The sequence below is a fragment of the Saccharopolyspora sp. 7B genome (assembly GCF_020177435.1).
In the GTDB taxonomy this organism is placed as follows: domain Bacteria; phylum Actinomycetota; class Actinomycetes; order Mycobacteriales; family Pseudonocardiaceae; genus Saccharopolyspora_C; species Saccharopolyspora_C gregorii.
In genome coordinates, this window is record NZ_JAIUKC010000180.1 from 1 (window position 1) to 21148 (window position 21148).

Sequence of the window (21148 nt, forward strand, 5' to 3'; positions counted from 1 at the left end):
CCCCCTCCCGCTCGGGGGGTTATCATCGGGGCGCTTATCCCCCCCCCCCCCCGCCCCCCCCCCCGGGCCCCCCCCGCCCCCGGGGGGCCCCCCGGCACGGTCACGCCTCGCCCGCGTCCTCGTCGTCGGTCTCCCGCGCCAGCTGGTTGCCCGCCTCCGCGTACAGGCTCGTCAGCAGCCACGCCCCCACCCCGATGTCATCGGTGATGCCCACCAGCGGCAGCAGGTCCGGCACGAAATCCAGCGGCCAGATCAGGTACAGCACCCCCGCCAGCCACAGCACCGTCTGGTAGCGCGGCACCGCCGCGGGCCGGCCGCGCCACGGCGCCGCGACCATCGACGGGATCGCCCGCAACCGCCGCACCGGACCACCCGTGCCCGGCGCCGAGCGGTGCGCCCGCCGCGCCGCCCGCACCGGGGCGAGCCTGCGCCGCACCAGCGCGACCAGCCCGGCGATCACCACGCCGATGCCCGCCGCGATCAGGCCGCCCGGCACCAGCCAGCCCTGCCCGCTCCAGTCCCCGACCACCAGCGCCACCACGCCGGCCAGGACGAGCACTCCACCAACGGCGATCATCACGAACACCCCTCACGAGCACGGGAACCGGCACCAGCCTGCCACGAGCCGCCGCGCCGCCCCGATCACCCGCCCGGTCCGACCGGCACGCGGGCCACCACGATCCGTGCCACAGTCGCCGAGGGCCGGGCGGACAGCAGGGGGGCACCGTGGTCGAACAGGCCGAACCGACACGTCGGCAACCGTCGCTGGCCCGCGCGGGCGGCACGATGGCCATCGCCACCGTCGTCAGCCGCATCACCGGACTCGCCTCGAAGGTCGTGCTCGTCGCCGTCCTCGGCCTCGGCATGGTCAACGACTCCTACACGGTGGCCAACACGCTGCCGACCGTCGTCAACGAACTGCTCCTCGGCGGCGTTCTCACCAGCGTCGCCGTCCCGCTGCTGGTGCGCGCCCAGCAGCGCGGCGAACGCAACGGCGAGCAGTACGCCCAATGGCTGATCACCACGGGTGGGGTGCTCATGGCGGGGGCCACCGTCGTCGCCGTCGCCACCGCACCGCTGCTCACCGCGCTCTACCTCGGCGCCCACACCCGCGCCAACACCGCGCTGACCACCGCTTTCGCCTACCTGCTGCTGCCGGCGATCCTCTTCTACGGCCTGTCCGCGCTGCTGTCGGCGGTGCTCAACGCCCGGCACGTGTTCGGCCCGCCCGCCTGGGCGCCCGTGGTGAACAACCTCGTCGTGCTCACCACGGCCGGGGTGTTCGTGCTGCTGCCCGGCACCATCACCCTCGACCCGGTGCGCATGGGAGAACCGAAGCTGCTCGTGCTCGGCATCGGCACCGCGCTCGGCATCGTCGCGCAGAGCCTCGTCGTCGCCGTCTCCCTGCGCCGCACCGGTTTCCGCTACCGCTGGCGGTGGGGCTGGGACCACCGGCTCGGCGAGTTCGCCTCGCTCGCCGGGTGGGTGGTGCTCTACACGCTGATCAGCCAGTTCGGCATGATCGTCACCACCCGCGTCGGCGCCCAGGGCACCGAGGGCAGCGTCGCCACCTTCACCTACGCGTGGCTGCTGTCCCAGGTCCCCTACGGCGTGCTCGGGGTGTCCCTGCTGACCGCGCTCATGCCGCGCATCAGCCGCTCCGCCACCGACCCCGACACCCGCGCGTTCGTCGTCGACCTGTCGCTGGGCACCCGGATGAGCGGGGTGCTGCTGCTGCCGATCAGCGCGCTCATGCTCGTCGCCGGGGGCTCGCTGGGCATCGCGTTCTTCTCCCTCGGCAACAACGGCATCGCCGCCGCCGACCGGCTCGGCGCCACCATCGGGGTGTGCGCGCTGGGCATCGTGCCGTTCGCGATCACCATGCTGCAGCTGCGCGCCTTCTACGCCATGAAGGACGCCCGCACGCCCACCGCCATCAACCTGATCATGGTCGTGTTCCGGTCGGGGCTGTGCTACCTGTTCCTGGCCACCACCGACCCGGAGGACCTCGTCGTCGGCGTCGCGCTCGCCATGTCGCTGAGCTTCGCCCTCGGTGCGCTGGTCGGGCAGCTGTGGCTGCGGGCCCGCGTCGGCGGCGTCGACACACGCCGCACCGCGGGGAGCCTGCTGCGCGCGCTCGCGGTCACCGCGGTGGCCTGCGGCTGCGCCCTCGCCGCCGACCGGGCCGTGCACGCCGCGCTCGGCGAGACCGGTGCCGTGGCCGGTGCGTGGATCACGCTCGTCGTGGACGGCGTCGTCGTGCTCGTCGCGAGCTTCGGCGGCCTGCTGCTGGTGCGCGCCCCCGAAGTGCAACCGGTGCGCGAAGCGCTGCGCCGGCGCTGAGCGCGCAGGCTCACTTCGGGTTGCGCGCCCGCACCCGGGTGCGCTCCACCCGCAGCGCTGCCAGCTCCTCCGGTTCCGCGATCGGCTGCAGCGGCGCCCCCATCGCCCACTCCAGCAGCAGGTCCGCCAGCGCCGGGTTCCGCGCGAGGATCGGGCCGTGCAGGTAGGTGCACACCACGTGCCCGCGCACCGCGCCCTCCGCGCGCTCGTGCCCGTTGCCGGTGCCCCGGGTCACCCGCCCCAGCGGGACCGAACCCGCACCGAGCCTGGTGCGGCCCAGGTGGTTCTCGAAGCCGGTCAGCATCCCCACCCCGGCCAGCACCGAGTTCGCCGTCACCTCGCCGATCGCGCGTTCCCCGGCGGGTTCGGTGACCGCGTCCACCAGCCCCAGGCCTTCGTGGCGCACCCCGTCGCCGGTGGTGAACTCGGTGCCCAGCAGCTGCAGGCCCCCGCAGATCCCCAGCACCGGCACCCCGCGCGCCGCCGCGCGCTGCAGGCCGGGCGAACGCGACAGCACCCGCATCGCCGCGGTCTGCGCCACGTCCTCACCGCCGCCCAGCAGGTACACGTCGCAGGACTCCGGCACCTCCGGGGCGGACGACAGCACCGTCACCGTCTCGCTCGGGATGCCCCGCCACGCCAGCCGCTGCTCCAGCACCAGCACGTTCCCGCGGTCCCCGTAGGTGCCCAGCAGGTCCGGCAGCAGCAGCGCGATCCGCACGCCCCCGCTCATCGGGTCACGCTCCGGGCCAGCAGGTCGCGGAAGGCGGTGTAGTTCGCGATCACATCCGGTTCGGCCCCGCTGCGGCCCAGCGCGTCCTGCGGGGTACTCACCACCTCACAGCGCACCCCCGCGTACCGCAACCGCACCGCCAGGTCCAAGCCCCGTTCGCCGGTCACCAGCACCGCCCTCCCGCGCAACGACTCGAAGTCCACGTCCCACAGCCAGGAGACGTCGTAGCCGTCGGCCTCCCTGCTGTTGACCACCAGCACCAGCGGCCGGTCGTGCCCGGAGACCAGGTCGAGCATCTCCAGCCAGCTCGCCGGGTTCTTCGCCAGCAGCAGCCGCACCACCCGGTCGTCGAGCAGCACGGTGGCGTAGCGGCCGCTGGCCTGGCGCAGGTCGGCGATCCGGGCCAGCACCCGGTCCGGGTCGCAGCCGAGTTCGGCGGCGGCGGCGACCGCGAAGGTGGCGTTGATCCGGTTGACGTGCCCGGGCAGCTGCAGGCTCAGCTGCCGCGCCCGCCCGTCCGGGCCGAGGACCGCCTCCGCGGTGACCGTCCAGTCCGCCTCGGGGCGGGCCAGGCCGCACTCGCAGCGCCACGGCCCGTCGAGGTCGGTGATGCCCGCGCCGCAGCGCGGGCAGTTCGACGCGTCGTGGATCCAGCGCGCCCCGCCGGACACCCACGTCACCCCGGGGTGCCCGGCGGCGACGGAGACGATGTTCGGGTCGTCGCGGTTGGCGACGACGCGGGTCCGCGGCACGCGTTCCAGCGCGGCGCGCAGGCTGCGCTGCACGGTGCGGATCTCCCCGACGCGGTCCATCTGGTCCCGGCTGAGGTTGAGCAGCACGATCACCGACGGCGCGAACTCGGCGGTGACCTGGGCGAGGTGCAGTTCGTCCACTTCGAGGGCGGCGAACGGCGCGGACAGGTCGGTCATCAGCGCGGCGACGTGCCCGTCGAGCATGTTCGCGCCGGTGACGTTGCTGGTGGCGGTGCCGCGGCTGCGCAGGGCTTCGGCGACCAGTGCGGTGGTGGTGGTCTTGCCGTTGGTGCCGGTGATCATGACGATGCGCCGGCCCGCGGCGAGCCTGCCGAGCAGGCCGGGTTGCAGGCTCAGCGCCAGCCTGCCGCCGATCATGCCGCCGCTGCCCAGGCGCAGCCGCCGAGACATGCCTGCGACGACGCGGCCCGCGCCGACGGCCAGCGAGGTGCGCAGCGGCCTGCCGGTGGCGGGTCCGCCGGGATGCGGCGGGGCGATCACCCGCCACGGCGGGACCACGGCCGGGTCGGTGGGCGTCGCGTCGTCGGCCGCGCGGGGCGGCGGCGGGACCCCCTCGCCCGCCGCGGTCCGCTCGCCGTCGGGCTCCGCGGTCTCGCCCTGCTCGCCGTCCCTTCTGGTTCCGGTCATTCGTCACTCCCCCTTGACGAACAGCGGTGCGGTGGCCGGTGTCCGGCTCACCTCACTGCCGCGGGACCAGGGGATCGACCAGGTCCGGCCTGCTCACCGCCCTCGCCCGCCGCTTCGACAGTGTGGCCCGGCGCCGCCGATACAGCGCGACGAATCCGAGCAGGCCACCGGCGGTCAACGTCAGCGCACCGACCTGCCCGTGGGTCTGCAGCGATTCGGCGAGCACCACCTGATGTGCGGGGAACACGACTCCTCGGCACCTCCTTCCCCGTGTCGGCTGAGCCGGGTTTCCGGCGTGGCCCCCATGGTCGGAGCGCGTCGGTCACGGACCGGTGCCGACATGCCGGGGCGTCACCCGGCCGGGCTGCACGTTCCGGTCGTGCGCGGCGAGCTCGGTGCCGCGGTCTCGTCCGGCGATCAGGCGTCGCGGCTCACTAGGGTCGTCACCGCGTCCGGTGCCGGGACCGCCGGACGCGGTGACGCGCTGGGGTCCCGCCGGGGACCGGGGAGTCGTGCGATGACCGAGTACTGGGTGCTTTTCGTGCTGGGGGCGATGGCGTTCGGCGGGGTGTGGTGGACGGCGTGGGACATCCGGTCGGACCTGCGGCGCAGGCGGCTGAAGTGACCCGGTCTGCTGGCGGCCGAGGGCGACGGCCTCGGGTCGTCGAACGCGCGCAGCGGGTCGTTCCCGCAGCCGCTGAGCTGCCGACCACCTGATCAACGGCCTCCGGCGAGCCGCGAAGAGAGCTATTCGACGTGGAGGCCGTCGCTGTTCATGGCTTTGGACAGGGTGGGTGCGGTCAGTGCGGTGACGACGAGCACCGACACGGCGGCGAAGGCCAGCACCGCCGCCATCCCCGGCAGGTCCACGGCGGGCAGGAGCGTGAACCCCGCCGCCATGAGCACCCCGCCGAGGACGTAACCGACCGGGACGGCGACCACCAGGGCCAAGAGCATGGGTACGGCGTTCTGCAGGAAGGCCGACCAGACGAGGGTGCTGCGCTTGGCCCCCACCGCACCGAGCACGGCCATCGGGCGGGCCCGTTCGTGGATCTGTTCGACGGCGGTGACCAGCAGGCTGCACCCGATCAGCGAGAACACCACCAGGGCCCCTGCCAGCAGCCCGTACTTGACCAGGTTCAACGCGATGCGCGGGTCGGTCCCCTCGGTGTAGCTCTCGTAGATGTCCGGGTTCGGCAGGTGGTGCCAGGCCGCGGTGCGGATCTGGTCGAGCAGCTGCGGTGGCGCGTGCTCGTCGCGCATCACGGTGAGGCTCACCCGGCGGATCTCCATCGGGATCCCCGCGGCGGCGGCCGGGGTCAGCACCAGGTTCGGCGCGTTGAGCGCCTCGGGCGTGCGCGGGCCTGCGGGGAGCACGGGCGGGACGATCCAGGCGATGGTGCCCGGCCCGGTGGCGTTCGAACCGGACCGGTCGATCTCCCACCGCTCCCCTTCGCGCAGCGGCCGTTGACCTTCTTCGGGTGGGCTGTGCTCGGTGCGGGTTGGTGAGAAGGCGTCACCGTCGCGGCACTCCCCGACCTCGATGATCCGGCTGATCGTGGCGCAGTCGGCGATCGCCACCGACGCGGCGGAACGTTCTCCGGAACGCAGGGAAACCGTGTGCTGGGCCGTCACCGAGCGGACCCCGGGCAGCGCGGCGATCTCGTCCCGCGTGGCGCTCAACCCTTCCCGGCCGGTCAGGTCCTCCTGCCCGTAGACGTTCACCTCCGATGTGCTCGTCCGGGTGGACAGCCGCTGGTACTGCTGTTCGAGGGAGGCAACCATGGTCTGGAGGGCGATGATGCCGGTGACGACGACAGCGATGGCGCTGACGGAGCGGGCCGCGGTGCCGCTGGTCAGGTGCAGCCTGCGCAGTGCTAGTTGCCAGGCGAGCGGGCCTGTGTGCCAGCGCCGGGCGACGTTCTCCACGATCCAGGGCAGCAGCAGCGGCACCGACAGCAACACCAGCGCCACCGCGAAGACCGGGATCGAGATGCGCAGGTCCGAGGACCCGATCTCGGTCCAGGGGACCGTGACGCCCACCATGCCCAGCACGAGCGGCACCAGCCGCGGCCACAACCGACGGCGGCGGGGCATCGCCTGGCGCACCGCACCGAGCGGGTCGCCGACCGCGCCGCGCAGCGCGGCCAGCGCGATCAGCACGGTGGTCAGCGGAACACCCGCGGTGATCAGCGCCGCCAGCCACCACACGGGCGTGAAGTCGTCGACGAACGCCGAGAAGCCCGCCACCTCGAGCCGGTCCACCGCCCAGTGGCACACCGCGAACAGCACCCACCCGGCGAGCACGCCGGTGGTGGCGCCGACGAGGGTTTCGCCGGAGGCGATGCGGCGCACCTGCCAGGCGCTCGCGCCGACGAGGCGCAGTGCGGCGAGCCTGCGTTGGCGGGCGGCCTCGGCCAGCCTGGTCGTGCTGATCACGAACACGATGACCGGCAGCAGCAGTGCGCAGGCGCCGATCGACCACAGCATCAGGGTTTCCGGCGTCGAGTTGAACTTGTCGTCGTGGGTCTCGCCGAAGTGGTCGTCGACGCGGTAGTCGGCGTTCCACTCGGTCAGCCCGCTGGCGCCCGCGTAGTAGTACAGCTCTCCCGGCGTGAGCAGTCCGTCGTCGCCGATGGTGCCGGTGACGGTGCCGGGCAGGCGGTCCCGCAGCAGCTCGGTTCCGGGCCGGGCCAGCAGGTCCGCCAGTGCCGGGGACACGATCAGCTCTCCCACGGCCGGGTAGTGGTCCAACCCGGCGGGCAGCGGGGCGTCCGGGTGCCGCGGTTCGACGAGCAGGCCCTCCACCGCTTCCCGGCCGAACGCGGTCCTGCCGTCCAAGCCGAGCACCGCTGCCGGGACCTGCGACTGCTCGGCCGTGGCGTGGGCCATGTCGCGGGCGGCGATGCGCTGGTCGCGGGCGTCGAGCCAGTTCGGCAGCGCGGCGCTGGCCAGCAGCACGAGCACGCCGATGCCGATGCCGATGGTCATCAGCGCGAGGCGTCCCCACGGGGTGTTGCGATCGCCGATGGCGAGGCGGATCCCCAGCACCAGGTCGGCGATCCAGGTGCGGGACCTGCTCATCGCGCGGTCTCCTCCGCCAGGGCCGTTCGCCCGTCGCGGATGACGACTTCGCGGTGCGCGTAGGCGGCGACGGTGGGTTCGTGGGTCACCAGCACCACGGCGCTGCCGGATTCGGAGGCGGTCTCGGTGAGCAGCTGCATCACTTCGCGGCCGCCGGTGGAGTCGAGGGCACCGGTCGGTTCGTCGGCGAAGATCACCGACGGGTCGGCGACCAGTGCGCGGGCGAGGGCGGCGCGCTGGCCCTGACCGCCGGAGATCTCGCCGGGGCGCTTGTCGAGCTGGGCGGTGACGCCGAGCTTGTCGGCCCAGTCGCGGGCGCGGCGCTCGGACTTGCTGCGGGCGGCACCGCTGAGGCGCAGCGGCAGCGCGATGTTCTCCAGCACGCTCAGCTCCGGGACGAGCTGGCCGAACTGGAACACGAACCCGAACTCGGAGCGGCGCAGCGCGCTGCGCTCGTCGTCGGACATACCGGTGACGTCGCGGCCGCGGAAGCGGACCGTGCCGGATTCGGGGGCGACGACCCCGGCCATGCAGTGCAGCAGCGTGGACTTGCCGGAGCCGGAGGCACCGACGACGGCGACGACCTCACCGGCGTCCACGGCGAGGTCCGCGCCGCGCAGCGCGGGGGTGGCGCCGAAGGAGCAGACCAGATCGGTCCCGGTGAGCATCGATTCGGTGCCGGACCTGGACGCGGTCATGCTGGGATCTCCTTCTGCGTGCTGCGGGGGCCGGGTGCGACGGCTCGATTCTCCCGGTCGCGCGCCGCGGCGCGGGCGGCGGGTGCTCCCCCGGCCGATCCGGTTCCCGGGCGCGTCGTGCGGGGCCGGTCGTCGGACTCCGACCGATCATGCATGGCCGGAACCCTACACGGCCGGGTGAACCGCTCCGGTGGGTTTCGGCAAGATCGTTCCGCGCGGGTGCGGCCGGGTCGGCTCCGCTCGCGCGGTGCCCGGTTTACCCGTCCGCTCCGGTGGGCGCGGCGACAGCGGCGTTGGCCCGTTCCCGCTGCGGCACGACGGTGTAGCGGGGGTCGCGGGGGGGGGGGCGCCCGGCGGCGAAAATCCCGAAGCGAGCGGCGGCCCCGGCCACGGCCAGACACGACCCGGCGACCGCCGCGATCCGCCGATCCCGTCCGGCCACCCCCGCCGCGGCCGCACCGGCCCAGGTCAGGACCCGGGAGGCGCGCAGCAACCGGCCGGGCGTGCCGGTGTCGTAGGCCTCGGCGGCGAGCCCGGCGCGGCGCAGCATGCGGTGCTCGGCGGCCAGTTCCAGCGCGGACCCGGTGATCGCCATCCGCCGCGCCGGGGCGGCCTGGGCGGTCGGGGTGGCGAGCAGGGCGATCCCGCCCGCGCTGGAGACGGCGCTGCCCGCGAACACGAACGGCAGCTCCCGGTGCACCTCGTGCCAGCCGGGCACGGCCGTGTCGGCCAGCAGCACCGCGGTGTAGGTGGTCATGGCGGGGCCGAGCACGGCGGCGGCGGTGCCCGCGAGCCTGCCGGTGCCGGGCAGCAGGCCGGTGAGGTCGCTGGCGGCCGCGGCGGCGGTCAGCCCGGAGAACGGGGCGAGGATCCAGGAGCCGACGCTCAGCGGCGAGGTCGGTTTCAGCACCCGCAGCATGTTCAGGAACCGCAGCGGCCGCCCCAGGTCGTGCACGAGCGCGAGCACGCTGGCCCCGGCGCCGGCCGCGGCGGCGACGCGCCCGGTGCGGCGCAGCTCGGGCCGCCCGGTCAGGTCGGCCAGCGCCGCCATCACCGCCGAGCCGCCTGCCAGCCCGCCGAGGAACAGGTAGGCGGGCACGTCGGGGACCTTCCAGGTGGGGCTCTTGATGATCTGCCGCCCGTAGTAGGAGCGGAACTCGGCGTCGGGCACGATCGATTCCCCGCGGCGCCTGCTCATCGCCGTCCCCGCCCGGCGAAGCAGACCGCGACGAGCGCGGCGGCGGTGCCCGCGGCGGCCGCGGCGTGCCGCCACATCGCCGGCAGGTCGCGGGTGGTCACGACCGGGTCGGGTGGCAGCCCGTAGACCTCGGGTTCGTCGAGCAGCAGGAAGAACGCGCCGTCCCCGCCGACGCCGTCGCCGGGGTCGTGGCCGTAGAGGCGGGCGCCGGTCTCACCGCGTTCGTGCAGTTCGTCGACGCGGCGGGCGGCGCGGGCGCGGAGTTCGTCGAGCGGCCCGTACTGGATGGACTCGGTGGGGCAGGCGGTGGCGCAGGCGGGGGCGAGCCCGGCGCCGAGCCGGTCCTGGCACAGGGTGCACTTGAACGCGCCGCCGTCCCCGGGCCGGATGTCGATCACCCCGTAGGGGCAGGCGGGCACGCAGTAGCCGCAGCCGTTGCACACGTCGTCCTGCACGAGCACGGTGCCGTGCTCGGTGCGGATGAGCGCCCCGGTGGGGCACACGTCGAGGCAGGCGGCGTGGGTGCAGTGCTTGCACACGTCGGAGGACATCAGCCACCGCACCCCGCCTCCCCCGTCGCCGGTGGGCCCGTCGCCGGGTGGTCCGAGGCCGGGCATGCCGAGGTCGGTGGCGGGCAGCTCCTGTTCGACGAACGCGACGTGCCGCCAGGTGCTGGCACCGAGGTCGCCGGTGTTGTCGTAGGACATGCCGGTGAGTTCCAGGCCGTCCTCGGGCAGCAGGTTCCACTCCTTGCAGGCCACTTCGCAGGCCTTGCAGCCGATGCAGATGCTGGTGTCGGTGAAGAACCCGACGCGTTCGGGGTGCTCGGCGTAGCCGGCGTCGGCGGCGGGGTCCTCCAGCGGTCCGCTGAGGCTGGTGCGATCGACCACGGCTGGCTCCCTCATCGTCCGGTGTCGTGGGGGTCGTCGGCGTGTTCGGTTCCGGTGCGCCCGGTGATGCCCGCGCGCCTGCGGTGCTCGGCGACGAGCTCGGCGAGCGCGGGGCCCCTGGGGCGGCGGCCGGGGCGGATGTCGCAGGTCCCGGCCTTGGTCTCCATGATGTGCACGTTCGGGTCCAGGGACACTCCGATCAGTTCGTTGGCGGCGTCGCCGGTGCTCAGCCCGTTCGGCCCCCAGTGCCAGGGCAGCCCGACCTGGTGCAGGGTGCGGTCGCCGAGGCGCAGCGGCCGCAGCCGGCGGGTGATCAGCACGCGGGCTTCGATGGCGCTGCGGGCGGTGATGATGGTGGCCCAGCCCAGGTGCTGCAGGCCGCGTTCGGCGGCCAGTTCCGGGGAGACCTCGACGAACATGGCCGGGGCGAGTTCGGACAGGTGGTGCAGCCAGCGGCTCATGCCCCCGGCGGTGTGGTGTTCGGTGAGGCGGAACGTGGTGAACGCGTACGGGTAGACCTCGGCGCCGGGTTCGTGCCCGCTGGGCTGGTAGCGGTTCTCCGGGCGGGAGAGGGTCTGGCGGGCGGGGTTGCGCTGCTGGCGGTCGTGCAGCGGGTTGGCCAGCGGTGATTCCTGCGGTTCGTAGTGGGCGGGCAGCGGCCCGTCGACGAGCCCGGCGGGGACGTAGAGCCAGCCGCGGCCGTCGCTCTGCATGATGAACGGGTCGGTGCCCGCGAGCCCGGCGGGCCCGGTGGCGCCGTCGGGGGGCCGGTAGTCGGGGTGCTTGTCGGCCTCGAAGTCGGGGACGTCGTGCCCGCGCCAGCGCCCGGCGTCCTCGTCCCACCACACGTAGGCCTTGCGGTCGCTCCACGGCCTGCCCTGCGGGTCGGCGGAGGCGCGGTTGTAGAGGGCGCGGCGGTTCGCCGGCCACGCCCAGCCCCAGTCGGGGGCGACCCAGTTCTGCTCCCGTCCGGGGGTGCGGCGGGCGGCCTGGTTGGTCTCCTCGGCGTGCACCCCGCTGTAGATCCAGCAGCCGCAGGAGGTGCTGCCGTCGGCGCGGAGTTCGGCGTAGCCGGACACGGTGGTGCCGTCGGGTCCGGTGCCGTTGATCTCGCGGAGCACGGCGTCGGCGCTGGGTTCGGCGATATCGCCTTCGGTCGGGTAGTCCCAGGTGAGGTCGAGCAGGGGCCGGTCGTTCTCCTGCTGCTCGGGGGTGCGCCGGTCGCGGCGGGCGGTGAGCTTCTCCCGGAGCCTGCGGCCGAGGTGGTAGTAGAACCACAGGTCGCTGCGCCGGTCCCCGCGGGGTTCGACGGCCTTGTGGTGCCACTGCAGCAGCCGCTGGGTGTTGGTGAACGAGCCGTCCTTCTCGGTGTGGGCGGCGGCGGGCAGGAAGAACACCTCGGTGCCGATGTCCGGGGTGGACAGTTCGCCGTTCTGGACTTCGGGCCCGTCCTTCCAGAACGTGGCGGTTTCGATCATGTTGAGGTCGCGGACGACGAGCCAGTCGAGGTTGGCCAGCCCGAGCCGCTGCTGCCGCGAGTTCGCGGTGCCCACCGCCGGGTTCTCCCCGATCACGAAGTAGCCCTTGACCTTGCCGTCGATCTGGTCGGCGACGGTCTGGAAGGTGCCGTGGTCGCCGGTGAGCCGCGGCAGGTTCGCGAAGGCGAAGTCGTTGTCGGGGGTCGCCGCGTCCCCCCACCAGGCCTTGAGGAGGCTGACCACGTAGGAGCGCATGTTCGCCCAGTAGCCGCGGGCGTGCTCGTCGGTGGCGACGAACGCGTCGAGGTCGTGGTCGGTCTGGGCCTGCGGCATCGGGATGTAGCCGGGCAGCAGGTTGAACAGCGTGGGGATGTCGGTGGAGCCCTGGATGCTGGCGTGCCCGCGCAGCGCGAGGATGCCCGCACCGGGGCGGCCGATGTTGCCCAGCAGCAGCTGCAGGATGGAGGCGGCGCGGATGTACTGCACGCCGACGGTGTGGTGGGTCCAGCCGACGGCGTAGGCGATGGTGGCGGTGCGGTCGCGCCCGGAGTTGCTGATCAGCGCGTCGGCGACCCGCTGGAACTCGGCCTGCGGCACGCCGCAGGTCTGCTCGACCACCTCCGGGGTGTAGCGGGCGAAGTGCCGTTTGAGCAGTTGGAACACGCACCGCGGGTGCTGCAGCGTCGGGTCGGTCTCGGGGGTGCCGTGGTAGACGGGCCCGCCGGATCCGGCGCGTTCGGGTCGGCTGCCCGCGCGTTCCCGGCCGTGCGGGCTGGCGGGCCGGTCCTCGCGCGGTTTCTCCCAGGACACCGCGGAGAGCGCTTCGGCACCCTCGTACTGCCAGCTGCTCGGGTCGTAGGCCCCTTCGTCGGGGTCGAACCCGGAGAACACGCCGTCGAGGTCCTCGGTGTCGGCGAACTCCTCCCCGATGATCATGGCGGCGTTGGTGTAGTTCACCACGTAGTCGTGGAAGTGGGCGTCGCGTTCGAGGACCTGGTGGATCAGCCCGCCGAGGAACGCGATGTCGCTGCCCGCGCGCAGCGGCACGTGCTGGTCGGCGACCGCGGAGGTGCGGGTGAAGCGCGGGTCGACGTGGATGACGGTGGCGCCGCGCGCTTGGGCCTCGGTCACCCACTGGAAGCCGACGGGGTGCGCTTCGGCCATGTTGGAACCCTGGATGAGGATGCAGTCGGCGTTGGCCAGGTCTTGCAGGAAGGTCGTGGCCCCTCCGCGCCCGAAGGAGGTTCCCAGACCGGGAACCGTGGAGGAGTGTCAAATGCGCGCCTGGTTCTCCACCTGGATGGCGCCCATGGCGGTGTAGAGCTTCTTCATGAGGTAGTTCTCCTCGTTGTCGAGGGTCGCTCCTCCGAGGCTCGCGATGCCCGTGGTGCGCCGCAGCGGCCTGCCTTCCTCGTCGGCCTGCTGCCAGGTGGCGTCCCGCGTGGCCAGCACGCGGTCGGTGATCATGTCGAGTGCGGTGTCGAGGTCGAGGTCCTCCCACTCGGTGCCGTGCGGGCGCCGGTAGCGGACCCGGTCCTGCCGGGTGGGTGCGGTGACGAGTTCGCGGCTGGCGGAGCCCTTGGGGCAGAGCCTGCCGCGGCTGATCGGCGAGTCCGGGTCGCCTTCGATCTGGGTGATCTCTCCGTCGCGCACGAACACCTGCTGCCCGCAGCCGACGGCGCAGTACGGGCAGATCGAGCGCACGACCCGGTCGGCGTCCTGGGTGCGGGCGCGGAGCGCGTCGGTGCGGCGGGAGCGGGCGGCGGTGCCGCGCCCGAGCGGGTCGGGTCCGGTGAGCTGGCGGACCAGCGGCCAGTTCAGCCACTGCGGCATCCGGCGACCTCCTCCCGCGAACGACGACGGCGGGTGCCCGATCCCCCATCGGACACCCGCCGCGGCGGTGGTGCAAGCCGGTCGTGCTCGCCGCTGGTCAGCCGCTGATGTTCTCGGCGGGCCGGTCGTCGTCGCGCTCGGCGGCGGCACCCGCGGCCGGGTCGGTCTCGGTTCCGGCGGTCTCGGTTCCGGCGTCGTCCGCGGCCTCGGGTGCCGGGGTGCCGGCTTGGGTGGCCGTGCGCGGCATCCAGATCCACGCGATGAGCGCGGCGAGCAGGATCAGCGCGGCGCCGGCGAGGTTGGCGAAGCGCATCCCGCCCATCCAGGACACCACGACCTCGTGGGCCAGGGCCGCGCCCTGCTGCCCGAGGGACGCGGCGACCTGCAGCCCACCGGGCAGCGATTCCTTCGCCATCGCTTGGGCCTCGGGCGGCAATCCGGCCACGGCCGGGCCCAGCTGGGTGGAGTAGGCGCTGCCGAGGACGCTGCCCAGCACGGCGACGCCGAGGGAGGCGCCGACCTCGCGGGTGACGTCGTTGGTGGCCGAACCCATGCCGGCGCGGGCGCGCGGCACGTTCGCCATCAGCTGGTCGGTGGCCGGGGCCATCGCCAGCGACATGCCGCCGGAGGTCAGCACCAGCGGCAGCAGCAGGTGCAGGTAGCCGGAGTCGGCGGTCAGGGTGCTGAGTCCGGCCATGCCGCAGGCGGCGAGCACCAGGCCCGCGGCGATGGTGGTGCGCGGGCCGAACCGGCCCACGATGCGCCCGACCTGCGGGGCGACCAGCACCATCATCACCGACATCGGCAGCATGGCCACCGAGGAGCCCAGCGGCGAGTACCCGAACACCAGGATCAGCGTCTGGCTCAGCGAGAAGAACACGCCGATCATCGCGAAGAACACCAGGGTCAGCGCGACCGCGGAGGCGGAGAACCCGGCGTTGCGGAACAGGTCCATGTCCAGCATCGGGTCCTTGACCCGCCGTTCCCAGGCGACGAACGCGCCGACGAGCAGCAGCCCGACCACGACCATGATCAGGGTGCGGGGCGCGGTCCAGCCGACGTGCTGGGCGTCGATGAGCCCGTAGACGACGACGGTGATGCCGACGGTGGACAGGATCGCGCCGCCGATGTCGATGCCGCCGTGCCCGCCTTCGACGGGGGCGTCGCTGCCTGCGTTCTTCGGCACGTACTTGATGCTGGCGATCACGGCGACCACGACGACGGGCACGTTGATCGCGAACACCGCGTGCCAGGTGCTGACCTCCAGCAGCAGCCCGGCGATGACCGGGCCGAGGGCGGTTCCGGCGCCGGAGACCGCGGCCCACACCCCGACCGCCTTGGTGCGCTCGGAGCTGGGGAACACGCTGGTGAGGATGGACAGCGTCACCGGCATGATCATCGATCCGCCGAGGCCGAGCAGCCCGCGGGCGGCGATCAGCTCGGCGCTGGAGCTGACGAAGAAGCACACGTACAGCGACACCGCGCCGAACAGCACCAGCCCGGCCTGCAGCATGAGCTTGCGCCCGTAGCGGTCGGCGAGGGTGGAGGTGGTGAACAGCAGCCCCGCGAACACCAGGGCGTAGGCGTTGCTGAACCACTGCTGGTCCGACAGCGAGGAGCCGAGGTCCTGGGACAGGAACGGCAGGGCGACGCCGAGCGAGGTGTTCGCCAGCATCGTCGCCGACAGCGCCAGGCACAGGACCAGCAGCGTGGTCCAGCGGCGGCGATAGACCCCCAGGTCGATGCCGTCGGCGACGGCGCGGCGCTCGCCTTCGGTGTTCGGGCCTTCGGTGGGGTGCGCACCGCCCGAAGCCGACTCGGGGTGGGTACCGGACACGAGGTCTCCTCATTTCGCGTGCGACAGGATGCCCACCCACGTTATGTCACCACTGCCATTTGTCACTCATGACATCAGTCACCGTTGACGGAACGTGCACACCGGGTGAACCTGGGTCGCATGACCGCCGCACCCGTCGAACCCTCCGCCGAGCCCGTCGACCGCAGGCGGCGCCGCACCGCCCGCACCCGGGCGGGCATCGAGGAGGCGGCGCTGCGGCTGTTCACCGAGCGGGGCTTCGACAACACCACCGTCGAGCAGATCGCCGAGGCCGCCGACATCGCCCCGCGCACCTTCTTCCGCCACTTCCCCAGCAAGGACGCGGTGCTGTTCGGCGATTCGCTGCGCGAGCAGGAGCGGATGCACCAGGTGCTGGCCTCCCGGCCCGCCGACGAGCATCCGATGCGCAAGCTGGCCGCCGCCATGTTCGACACCGCCGACCGGGTGCAGGCCGATCGCCGCCAGCACCTGATGCGCGCGCAGCTGCTGGATTCCCTGGAGGCCGGGGGCGACTACGAATCGCACCTGATGCACCGGCGTTGGGTGCACGAGGTGGCGACCAGCCTCGCCGAGCACTGCGGTGGCGGCGAACCCGATCCGCGGCTGTACACGTGGTCGATGCTGATGATGACCTGCTTCGGTTCGGCGATGCGGTCGTGGCTGGTGCGCACCGACGGCGCGACGCTGCGCGACATCCTCGCGGAACTGCTCGCCGAGACCTCCGCGGGCCTGCGCGAGGTCACCGCGGACCCGATCGGCCGTCCCCTGCCCTGACCCGTTCCGGCCCGGACGGGTGCGGGCCGGAGTCCTCGCGAACCTGGTCGCGCCGCCACACCACCCCGACCCGGTCGGGCGGCGGTGGGCACCCGCAGCCGCGTACCGGGTCAGCGCACGGTGATGAGGTGTTCGCCGCGCGGGACGAGTTCGCCGACGACGGGCGCGCCGGGGACCTCACCGGCCACCAGCAGCCCGCCGGAGGTCTGGGCGTCGGCCAGCAGCAGCGCCTCGCCCTCGCTGGTGGCGGCGAGGGCGCAGTGCGGGCGCACCCAGTCGAGGTTGCGGTGCGTGCCGCCGCTGACGTGCCCGTCGCGCAGCGCCTCCCGCGCCCCGTCCAGGTAGGGCACGGCGGCGGAGTCGAGGACGGCGGAGACCCCGCTGGCGCGCACCAGTTTCAGCAGGTGCCCGAGCAGCCCGAACCCGGTGACGTCGGTCGCGCAGCGCGCCCCGGCGGCCAGCGCGGCGGCCGAGGCCTCGGCGTTGAGCTCGGTCATGGCGGCCACGGCCTGCGGGAACACCTCGCCGGTGGCCTTGTGCCGGGTGTTGAGCACGCCGATGCCGAGGGGTTTGGTCAGCGACAGCGGCAGCCCGGCGCGCCCGGCGTCGTTGCGCAGCAGCGCGTCGGGGTCGGCGGTGCCGGTGGCGGCCATGCCGTACTTGGGTTCGGGGTCGTCGACGCTGTGCCCGCCTGCGACGGGGCAGCCCGCGGCGCGGCCGACGTCGAGGCCGCCGCGCAGCACCTCGCGGGCCAGTTCCAGCGGGAGCCGGTCGCGGGGCCAGCACAGCAGGTTGATCGCCAGCACCGGGCGGGCGCCCATCGCGTAGAGGTCGGACAGGGCGTTGGTGGCCGCGATCCGGCCCCAGTCGTAGGCGTCGTCGACGACGGGGGTGAAGAAGTCCGCGGTGCTGACCACCGCCTGCCCGGCCGGGTCGATGCGGACCGCGGCGGCGTCGTCGCCGTCGTCGAGGCCGACCAGCAGCGCCGGGTCGGGCACGCCGCGCAGGTCGGCGACGATCTCCTCCAGCTCTCCGGGCGGGATCTTGCAGGCGCAGCCGCCGCCGTGGGCGTACTGGGTGAGCCGGTACCGGGTGGGCGCGTCGAGTTCCGTCACGTCACCGACCGTATCCACCTCGTCGACCCGGTGCCCGGTTCGCGGGGGGATCGACCCGTTCGCGGCCCGTCGGGCGCGGCTCGGCGCACGTGCGCACGTCGGTGGTCCCGGCGGCGGCGCGGGCGGGACCACCGGGCGTCGCCGGGTGCGGTCAGAACCGGATGACGCTGGACGGTTCGGCGACGGTGCCGGTGAGTTCGTAGCGGCCGATGTAGACGTTCTTGGCGTCGACGGGGTCGTGGGAGGCGAAGGTGCGGGCGTTGCGCCAGAACCGGTCGTAGCGGTGGGCGTGGGAGGTGCTGCGGGCGCCGGTGATCTCGTGGATCTCGGCGGCGGCCTCGAGGGAGGCCTCGACGGCGGCGACCTTGGCGCGGAAGCAGTCGACTGTCGTCTCGTCGGTCTCCTCGGCGCCGGTTTCGAGCCGGTCGGCGGCGGCGTGCAGCAGGGCGCGGGAGGCGGCGAGCCTGCTGGAGGTGGCGCCGATGCGGCGCAGCACCAGCGGGTCGTCGGCGGGTCCGGCGAAGCGGGGCAGCGAGCCGCGGGTCATGGTGCGGGCGTGCCCGAGCAGGGCGTCGAGGGCACCTTCGCCGATGCCTTGCAGCAGCGCCGCGTGCAGCAGCATCACCGCGCCGAGGAACACCGGGGAGGGTGTGGCCGGGGCGGGCCGGTGGTGGCCGTCGGGGGCGAAGACGTCCCGGTAGGTGAGGGTGCGGCTGCGGGTGCCGCGCTGGCCCATGTTGTCCCAGTCGTCGTGGGCTTCGATCCGCGGGTCGTCGAGGTCGACCAGCGCTTGGTGCGGGGCGCCGTCGAGCAGGCAGCGCACGAGCGCGGCCCCGCCACCGCCGCTGTTGGAGTTGAAGGTCTTGGTACCGGTGACCAGCACTCCCCCGTCGACGCGGCGGGCGGTGACCTTGCCGGTGGTGCCGGTTTCGGCGACGGAGGAGACGAACCGCAGCCCGTCGTGCAGCACCCGGTGCGCCAGCTCCTCCCGGGTGCCGCGCGGCAGTCCGTTGCCGGGGCCGAACAGTTCGCGGGTGACCAGGGCGGTGGTGAGCCAGTTCTGCCCGGTGGGCCCGTCGCCGGCGCTGATCTCGCGGACCGCGCGGATGAGGGTGCCCCAGCCGCCGCGTTCGGTGCCGTCCCAGAGCCCGCCGTGGGCGGCGGGCACGACGAGCCGAGCGGTGCCGAGTTCGGCGAGCAGCGCGAGGTTGCCGGTGGGGTCGGCGTTGTCGCGGTCGGCGGCGAATCCGCCTTCGGCGAGCCGCGGGCGGTGCGCCCGGATGGCGTGCAGCAGCGCGGTGCCCTCGTCCTCGGGGGTCGGCATGACGAACCTCCAAATGCGAACGTGAATTCTCGTTCTCGAATATAGCGGGCGGTGGGCGCCACCCGTCAAGGACGAACCGGCCCGATCAGCGCCGATACGATGCGGGCATGACCGACGAGCCGGACCCCCAGGCGCACTACCGGCAACCCCGCCAAGCCCGCAGCGCCGCCACCCTGGCCCGCGTCCTGGAAGCCGCCGAAGAACTCGCCTTCGACATCGGCCTCGAACAACTCACGATCACCGGCGTCGCCGAACGCGCCGGAGTGTCCGTCGGCTCCATCTACCGCCGCTTCGACGGCAAGGACCAACTCCTCGCCGCCCTCACCGACCGGATGCTGCACCAGCGCGAAACCGACCTCGCCGACGCGCTGCGCACCGCCGAACCCACCCTGACCGGCGTCCTGCACGCCTACACCGACGCGCTGCTGCGCTCGTTCACCTCGACCCGATCCCTGTTCCCCTACCTGCTGCGCGCCCACGAGATCGACGTCCTCGACCGCGGCGCCCGCACCATCACCGAAGTGCACCGGCTGCTGATCGACGCCGCCACCCCGCACACCGGCGACATCCGCCGCGACGACCCCGGCGCCGCCCTCGACGCCGTCGCCCGCGCCCTGCTGGGCGCCTGCTTCCACAACTCGGTGCGCCCCGACCGGCCCGCCGACGAACCCACGATGCGCCGCTACGCCGACGAACTCGCCGAAATGGGACTCGCCTACCTGCGCACCCCCGACCGCGAACACTGACCCCGCGCGCTGACCCCGCGCACTGGGCAACGGGCCCCGGGCAGCGCGCCCCCCCCCCCCCGCGTAGGTGGGGCGCCCCCCCCCCCCCCGGCGGGGGGGGGGCGCCGCCCCCCCGACGGGCGGAGGAGGCGTCAGGGCGCCTGGTGGCCCCCGCGGTCTTCAACACCGACGTGGCCGAGCACCTCGGCCAGGCGGGTTCGATTCCCGTCCGCCTCCGCCACCGGCCCAGCACCCACCGGCCCAGCACCGCACGCCGACTACACTGCCCGCCGTGGCGATCGAGCGGCCCGGACCGGTGCGCTGGCTGTACTACCAGTACGGCGGCACGCTGCCCCCCACCTACCGCGACTGGGTGCTGCGCGACGCGACCTGCTCCACCTGGGTGCTGCGGGTCTGCCTGCGCGGCCTGCTGCACGTGCTCCCGCTGATCGCGCTGCTGTTCGGCGTGCTGTGGTGGGCCGGTGGATCCTGGCCGATCGCACTGGGCTCCGTGCTGCTCGGCGTGCTGGTGGTGCTGCGGATCGTGCTGACCAGCTCGGTGGAGAGCGTCGACGCCCGCCTCGCCCGCCACGGCTTCCCGCCCGGCCACGCCTCCGCCGTGCGCTCCCAGCTGGACGCCGACGCCGCCGCCCGCTACCGCGCCACCTGGCGCGGCGAACACTCCTGATCACGCGATCGCGCGCAGCACGACCCCCGCCGGGCTCCTAGGCTGCGCCGCATGGACGCGCGCCGCCGGATCCCCGCCACGGACCGGGTGCTGGCCGACCCCCTGCTGCACGGCGCCGCCGACCGGCTCGGCCACGACGTGGTGCGCCGCGCCGTGCACGACGCCCAGCAGCAGGCCCGCCACGGCCACCTGCCACCCGAGCAGGTCGCCGCCGCCGCCCGCGCCGCACTCCCCGACACCGCCTGCGGCATGCGCCGGGTCATCAACGCCAGCGGAGTGCTGCTGCACACCAACCTCGGCCGCGCCCCCCTCTCCGACGCCGCCATCGACGCGGTGCGCGCCACCGCGGGCACCAGCGACGTCGAACTCGACCTCACCACCGGACGACGCGGCCCCCGCGGCCGCGGCACGCGCGACGCCCTGATCGACGCCGTACCCGCCGCCGAAGACGCCCACGTCGTCAACAACGGAGCCGCCGCCCTCTCCCTCGCGGCCACCGCCCTCGCCGCGGGCCGCGAGATCGTGCTCGCCCGCGGCGAACTCGTCGAGATCGGCGACGGATTCCGCATCCCCGACCTGCTCACCGCCACCGGCGCGCGACTGCGCGAAGTCGGCACCACCAACCGGGTCCACCTCGCCGACTACCAGGACGCCATCGGACCCGACACCGGCTTCGTGCTCAAGGTCCACCCCTCGAACTTCCGCATCACCGGCTTCACCTCCCACGTGGCCGTCGCCGAACTCCGCACCCTGCCCGCACCCGTCGTCGCCGACATCGGCTCCGGCCTGCTGCACCCGCACCCCAAGCTGCCCGCCGAACCCGACGCGCAACGCACCCTCGCCGCCGGAGCCGACCTCGTCACCGCCAGCGGCGACAAACTCCTCGGCGGCCCCCAAGCCGGCCTGCTGCTCGGCACCACCGACCTGATCACCCGGCTGCGACGGCACCCGCTGGCCCGCGCACTGCGCGTCGACAAGCTCACCCTCGCCGCCCTCGAAGCCACCATCCGCGGCCCCGCCACCCCCAC

17 protein-coding genes and 1 tRNA gene are annotated in these 21148 nt (G+C 73.7%); 6 read left to right on the forward strand and 12 right to left on the reverse strand.

Features of this window, described 5'->3' with window-relative positions:
* Window positions 1–100 precede the first annotated feature (100 nt).
* The gene (locus LCD33_RS24385; RefSeq protein WP_224960553.1) at window positions 101–577 is read right to left on the reverse strand and encodes a YkvA family protein; all 477 of its coding nucleotides are present in this window, start codon (window positions 575–577) and stop codon (window positions 101–103) included.
* A gap of 149 nt (window positions 578–726) precedes the next feature.
* Here LCD33_RS24385 and murJ point away from each other — a divergent pair, with 149 nt between their 5' ends.
* Window positions 727–2343 carry a murein biosynthesis integral membrane protein MurJ gene (gene murJ, locus LCD33_RS24390; protein WP_224968316.1) on the forward strand — a complete coding sequence of 539 codons (1617 nt, stop codon included), beginning with the start codon at window positions 727–729 and terminating at the stop codon, window positions 2341–2343.
* Window positions 2344–2353: 10 nt separating this feature from the next.
* On the opposite strand, the gene LCD33_RS24395 is transcribed toward murJ, so the two are convergent.
* The 9 genes from LCD33_RS24395 to LCD33_RS24435 all read right to left on the reverse strand — a co-directional run bounded on the left by LCD33_RS24395 (window position 2354) and on the right by LCD33_RS24435 (window position 15494).
* On the reverse strand, window positions 2354–3076 hold the full coding sequence (locus LCD33_RS24395) for a type 1 glutamine amidotransferase (protein WP_224960556.1): 723 nt from the start codon (window positions 3074–3076) through the stop codon (window positions 2354–2356).
* Window positions 3073–4476, reverse strand: a complete 1404-nt coding sequence (locus LCD33_RS24400; protein WP_224968312.1) for a MurT ligase domain-containing protein — start codon at window positions 4474–4476, stop codon at window positions 3073–3075. The genes LCD33_RS24395 and LCD33_RS24400 overlap by 4 nt, the downstream gene beginning before the upstream one ends.
* A gap of 52 nt (window positions 4477–4528) precedes the next feature.
* Entirely contained in the window at window positions 4529–4723 is a 195-nt protein-coding gene (locus tag LCD33_RS24405) for a hypothetical protein (protein WP_224960560.1), read from the reverse strand.
* Window positions 4724–5223: 500 nt separating this feature from the next.
* Entirely contained in the window at window positions 5224–7560 is a 2337-nt protein-coding gene (locus tag LCD33_RS24410) for an ABC transporter permease (RefSeq protein WP_224978330.1), read from the reverse strand.
* The gene (locus LCD33_RS24415; protein ID WP_224968308.1) at window positions 7557–8258 is read right to left on the reverse strand and encodes an ABC transporter ATP-binding protein; all 702 of its coding nucleotides are present in this window, start codon (window positions 8256–8258) and stop codon (window positions 7557–7559) included. The genes LCD33_RS24410 and LCD33_RS24415 overlap by 4 nt, the downstream gene beginning before the upstream one ends.
* 256 nt (window positions 8259–8514) lie before the next feature.
* A complete protein-coding gene (gene nrfD / locus LCD33_RS24420; protein WP_224978331.1) occupies window positions 8515–9456 on the reverse strand; it encodes an NrfD/PsrC family molybdoenzyme membrane anchor subunit in 942 nt (313 codons plus the stop codon).
* The gene (locus tag LCD33_RS24425; RefSeq protein ID WP_224968306.1) at window positions 9453–10346 is read right to left on the reverse strand and encodes a 4Fe-4S dicluster domain-containing protein; all 894 of its coding nucleotides are present in this window, start codon (window positions 10344–10346) and stop codon (window positions 9453–9455) included. The genes nrfD and LCD33_RS24425 overlap by 4 nt, the downstream gene beginning before the upstream one ends.
* 11 nt (window positions 10347–10357) lie before the next feature.
* Entirely contained in the window at window positions 10358–13657 is a 3300-nt protein-coding gene (gene fdh / locus LCD33_RS24430) for a formate dehydrogenase (protein WP_224968304.1), read from the reverse strand.
* 97 nt (window positions 13658–13754) lie between these two features.
* Window positions 13755–15494, reverse strand: a complete 1740-nt coding sequence (locus tag LCD33_RS24435) for an MFS transporter (protein ID WP_224978332.1) — start codon at window positions 15492–15494, stop codon at window positions 13755–13757.
* Between the two features lie 120 nt (window positions 15495–15614).
* Here LCD33_RS24435 and LCD33_RS24440 point away from each other — a divergent pair, with 120 nt between their 5' ends.
* The gene (locus LCD33_RS24440) at window positions 15615–16268 is read left to right on the forward strand and encodes a TetR family transcriptional regulator (protein WP_224960569.1); all 654 of its coding nucleotides are present in this window, start codon (window positions 15615–15617) and stop codon (window positions 16266–16268) included.
* A 110-nt stretch (window positions 16269–16378) separates the two neighbouring features.
* Here the strand turns inward: LCD33_RS24440 and selD are convergent, their stop codons facing one another.
* Together selD and LCD33_RS24450 are read right to left on the reverse strand one after the other, a co-directional pair.
* Window positions 16379–17383 carry a selenide, water dikinase SelD gene (selD, locus tag LCD33_RS24445; protein WP_224960571.1) on the reverse strand — a complete coding sequence of 335 codons (1005 nt, stop codon included), beginning with the start codon at window positions 17381–17383 and terminating at the stop codon, window positions 16379–16381.
* Between the two features lie 151 nt (window positions 17384–17534).
* Entirely contained in the window at window positions 17535–18707 is a 1173-nt protein-coding gene (locus tag LCD33_RS24450) for an acyl-CoA dehydrogenase family protein (RefSeq protein ID WP_224968300.1), read from the reverse strand.
* Between the two features lie 107 nt (window positions 18708–18814).
* Between LCD33_RS24450 and LCD33_RS24455 the strand changes: the two genes are divergently transcribed.
* From LCD33_RS24455 to selA, 4 genes are all read left to right on the forward strand, one after another.
* Complete coding sequence (locus tag LCD33_RS24455; RefSeq protein ID WP_224968297.1) at window positions 18815–19453, forward strand: TetR/AcrR family transcriptional regulator; 639 nt, start codon at window positions 18815–18817, stop codon at window positions 19451–19453.
* Window positions 19454–19577: 124 nt separating this feature from the next.
* A tRNA-Sec gene (locus tag LCD33_RS24460) sits at window positions 19578–19673 on the forward strand.
* Between the two features lie 51 nt (window positions 19674–19724).
* The gene (locus tag LCD33_RS24465) at window positions 19725–20120 is read left to right on the forward strand and encodes a DUF5313 family protein (RefSeq protein ID WP_224969086.1); all 396 of its coding nucleotides are present in this window, start codon (window positions 19725–19727) and stop codon (window positions 20118–20120) included.
* A 51-nt stretch (window positions 20121–20171) separates the two neighbouring features.
* The coding region (selA, locus tag LCD33_RS24470; RefSeq protein WP_224978333.1) for an L-seryl-tRNA(Sec) selenium transferase at window positions 20172–21148 on the forward strand (977 nt) is incomplete at its 3' end.

Excerpts from the sequence above, each read along its gene's own strand:
- LCD33_RS24415 (WP_224968308.1), bottom strand. The coding sequence starts at position 8,258 with ATGACCGCGTCCAGGTCCGGCACCGAATCGATGCTCACCGGGACCGAT.
- LCD33_RS24410 (WP_224978330.1), bottom strand. The coding sequence starts at position 7,560 with ATGAGCAGGTCCCGCACCTGGATCGCCGACCTGGTGCTGGGGATCCGC.
- LCD33_RS24395 (WP_224960556.1), bottom strand. The coding sequence starts at position 3,076 with ATGAGCGGGGGCGTGCGGATCGCGCTGCTGCTGCCGGACCTGCTGGGC.
- nrfD (WP_224978331.1), bottom strand. The coding sequence starts at position 9,456 with ATGAGCAGGCGCCGCGGGGAATCGATCGTGCCCGACGCCGAGTTCCGC.
- LCD33_RS24455 (WP_224968297.1), top strand. The coding sequence starts at position 18,815 with ATGACCGACGAGCCGGACCCCCAGGCGCACTACCGGCAACCCCGCCAA.
- LCD33_RS24385 (WP_224960553.1), bottom strand. The coding sequence starts at position 577 with ATGATCGCCGTTGGTGGAGTGCTCGTCCTGGCCGGCGTGGTGGCGCTG.
- LCD33_RS24440 (WP_224960569.1), top strand. The coding sequence starts at position 15,615 with ATGACCGCCGCACCCGTCGAACCCTCCGCCGAGCCCGTCGACCGCAGG.
- LCD33_RS24450 (WP_224968300.1), bottom strand. The coding sequence starts at position 18,707 with ATGCCGACCCCCGAGGACGAGGGCACCGCGCTGCTGCACGCCATCCGG.
- LCD33_RS24400 (WP_224968312.1), bottom strand. The coding sequence starts at position 4,476 with ATGACCGGAACCAGAAGGGACGGCGAGCAGGGCGAGACCGCGGAGCCC.